Source organism: Pseudomonas rhizoryzae, from assembly GCF_005250615.1.
In the GTDB taxonomy this organism is placed as follows: Bacteria; Pseudomonadota; Gammaproteobacteria; order Pseudomonadales; family Pseudomonadaceae; genus Chryseomonas; species Chryseomonas rhizoryzae.
In genome coordinates, this window is the sequence record NZ_SULM01000036.1 from 1 (window position 1) to 3178 (window position 3178).

The 3178-nt window shown below is 52.8% G+C and carries 1 rRNA gene; it reads right to left on the reverse strand.

The features are described 5' to 3' along the window. Positions 1-79 precede the first annotated feature (79 nt). A 23S ribosomal RNA gene (locus FAZ11_RS24535) occupies positions 80-2972 on the reverse strand. Positions 2973-3178: the final 206 nt, after the last annotated feature.

Consider the following 3178-nt stretch of genomic DNA (forward strand, 5'->3'; position numbering starts at 1 on the left):
GGGTCTTGCGAACCCACGCGCCGTTTTCGGCGTCGTCTTCCTCACGCTCTGACACGCGGTCAGATTGTTTGGGTGTTATATGGTCAAGCCTCACGGGCAATTAGTATCGGTTAGCTCAACGCCTCACAGCGCTTACACACCCGACCTATCAACGTCGTAGTCTTCGACGGCCCTTCAGGAAGCTCAAGGCTCCAGTGAGATCTCATCTTGAGGCAAGTTTCCCGCTTAGATGCTTTCAGCGGTTATCTCTTCCGAACATAGCTACCCGGCAATGCCACTGGCGTGACAACCGGAACACCAGAGGTTCGTCCACTCCGGTCCTCTCGTACTAGGAGCAGCCCCTCTCAAATCTCAAACGTCCACGGCAGATAGGGACCGAACTGTCTCACGACGTTCTAAACCCAGCTCGCGTACCACTTTAAATGGCGAACAGCCATACCCTTGGGACCGGCTTCAGCCCCAGGATGTGATGAGCCGACATCGAGGTGCCAAACACCGCCGTCGATATGAACTCTTGGGCGGTATCAGCCTGTTATCCCCGGAGTACCTTTTATCCGTTGAGCGATGGCCCTTCCATACAGAACCACCGGATCACTAAGACCTACTTTCGTACCTGCTCGACGTGTCTGTCTCGCAGTCAAGCGCGCTTTTGCCTTTATACTCTGCGACCGATTTCCGACCGGTCTGAGCGCACCTTCGTACTCCTCCGTTACTCTTTAGGAGGAGACCGCCCCAGTCAAACTGCCCACCATACACTGTCCTCGATCCGGATGACGGACCAGAGTTAGAACCTCAAGGTTGCCAGGGTGGTATTTCAAGGATGGCTCCAGGGGAACTGGCGTCCCCCCTTCAAAGCCTCCCACCTATCCTACACAAGCAAGCTCAAAGTCCAGTGCAAAGCTACAGTAAAGGTTCACGGGGTCTTTCCGTCTAGCCGCGGATACACTGCATCTTCACAGCGATTTCAATTTCACTGAGTCTCGGGTGGAGACAGCGCCGCCATCGTTACGCCATTCGTGCAGGTCGGAACTTACCCGACAAGGAATTTCGCTACCTTAGGACCGTTATAGTTACGGCCGCCGTTTACCGGGGCTTCGATCAAGAGCTTCGCTTGCGCTAACCCCATCAATTAACCTTCCGGCACCGGGCAGGCGTCACACCCTATACGTCCACTTTCGTGTTTGCAGAGTGCTGTGTTTTTAATAAACAGTCGCAGCGGCCTGGTATCTTCGACCGGCATGAGCTTACGGGGTAAACCCTTCACCCTCACCGGCGCACCTTCTCCCGAAGTTACGGTGCCATTTTGCCTAGTTCCTTCACCCGAGTTCTCTCAAGCGCCTTGGTATTCTCTACCCGACCACCTGTGTCGGTTTGGGGTACGGTTCCTAGTTACCTGAAGCTTAGAGGCTTTTCCTGGAAGCATGGCATCAACCACTTCCCCTTCTAAAAGAAGGGTCGTCATCAGCTCTCGGCCTTGACCGTCCGGATTTACCTAAACAGTCAGCCTACCACCTTAAACTTGGACAACCAACGCCAAGCTGGCCTAGCCTTCTCCGTCCCCCCATCGCAGTAACTAGAAGTACGGGAATATTAACCCGTTTCCCATCGACTACGCCTTTCAGCCTCGCCTTAGGGACCGACTCACCCTGCGTCGATTAACGTTGCGCAGGAACCCTTGGTCTTTCGGCGTGCGAGTTTTTCACTCGCATTGTCGTTACTCATGTCAGCATTCGCACTTCTGATACCTCCAGCAAGCTTCTCAACTCACCTTCACAGGCTTACAGAACGCTCCTCTACCGCATCACCAAAGGTGATACCCGTAGCTTCGGTGCCTGGTTTGAGCCCCGTTACATCTTCCGCGCAGGCCGACTCGACTAGTGAGCTATTACGCTTTCTTTAAAGGGTGGCTGCTTCTAAGCCAACCTCCTAGCTGTCTAAGCCTTCCCACATCGTTTACCACTTAACCAGGACTTTGGGACCTTAGCTGACGGTCTGGGTTGTTTCCCTTTTCACGACGGACGTTAGCACCCGCCGTGTGTCTCCCATGCTCGGCACTTCTGGGTATTCGGAGTTTGCATCGGTTTGGTAAGTCGGGATGACCCCCTAGCCGAAACAGTGCTCTACCCCCCAGAGTGATACATGAGGCGCTACCTAAATAGCTTTCGAGGAGAACCAGCTATCTCCGAGCTTGATTAGCCTTTCACTCCGATCCACAAGTCATCCCCTACCTTTTCAACGGGAGTGGGTTCGGTCCTCCAGTCAGTGTTACCTAACCTTCAACCTGCTCATGGATAGATCGCCCGGTTTCGGGTCTATTCCCAGCGACTAGACGCCCTATTAAGACTCGCTTTCGCTACGCCTCCCCTATTCGGTTAAGCTCGCCACTGAAAATAAGTCGCTGACCCATTATACAAAAGGTACGCAGTCACCTAACAAAGTAGGCTCCCACTGCTTGTACGCATACGGTTTCAGGTTCTATTTCACTCCCCTCTCCGGGGTTCTTTTCGCCTTTCCCTCACGGTACTGGTTCACTATCGGTCAGTCAGGAGTATTTAGCCTTGGAGGATGGTCCCCCCATATTCAGACAGGGTTTCTCGTGCCCCGTCCTACTCGATTTCATTGATAAGAGCGTTTCGCGTACAGGGCTATCACCCACTATGGCCGCACTTTCCAGAGCGTTCCGCTACTCTCAAACCAACTTAAGGGCTGGTCCCCGTTCGCTCGCCACTACTAAGGGAATCTCGGTTGATTTCTGTTCCTCAGGGTACTTAGATGTTTCAGTTCCCCTGGTTCGCCTCTTAACCCTATGGATTCAGGTTAAGATACCTAGGTTATCCTAGGTGGGTTCCCCCATTCAGAGATCTCCGGGTCACAGGTCATTTGCCACCTCACCGAAGCTTATCGCAGGCTATCACGTCTTTCATCGCCTCTGACTGCCAAGGCATCCACCGTATGCGCTTCTTCACTTGACCATATAACCCCAAGCAATCTCGCTGGCGTCCAAGGACGCTACCGATCTGCAGGCGTTAGATGAGTGAAGACGACATTTCGCCGAAAACTTGCGCTTGAGTTCGCAAGATTTTACCTTGACGACATCGATTGCCAGTGAAAACAATCAATGTGTCTACTTCTATCACTTTCCCAATTTTTTAAAGAACAGTTCTGATCAAAGACCAGA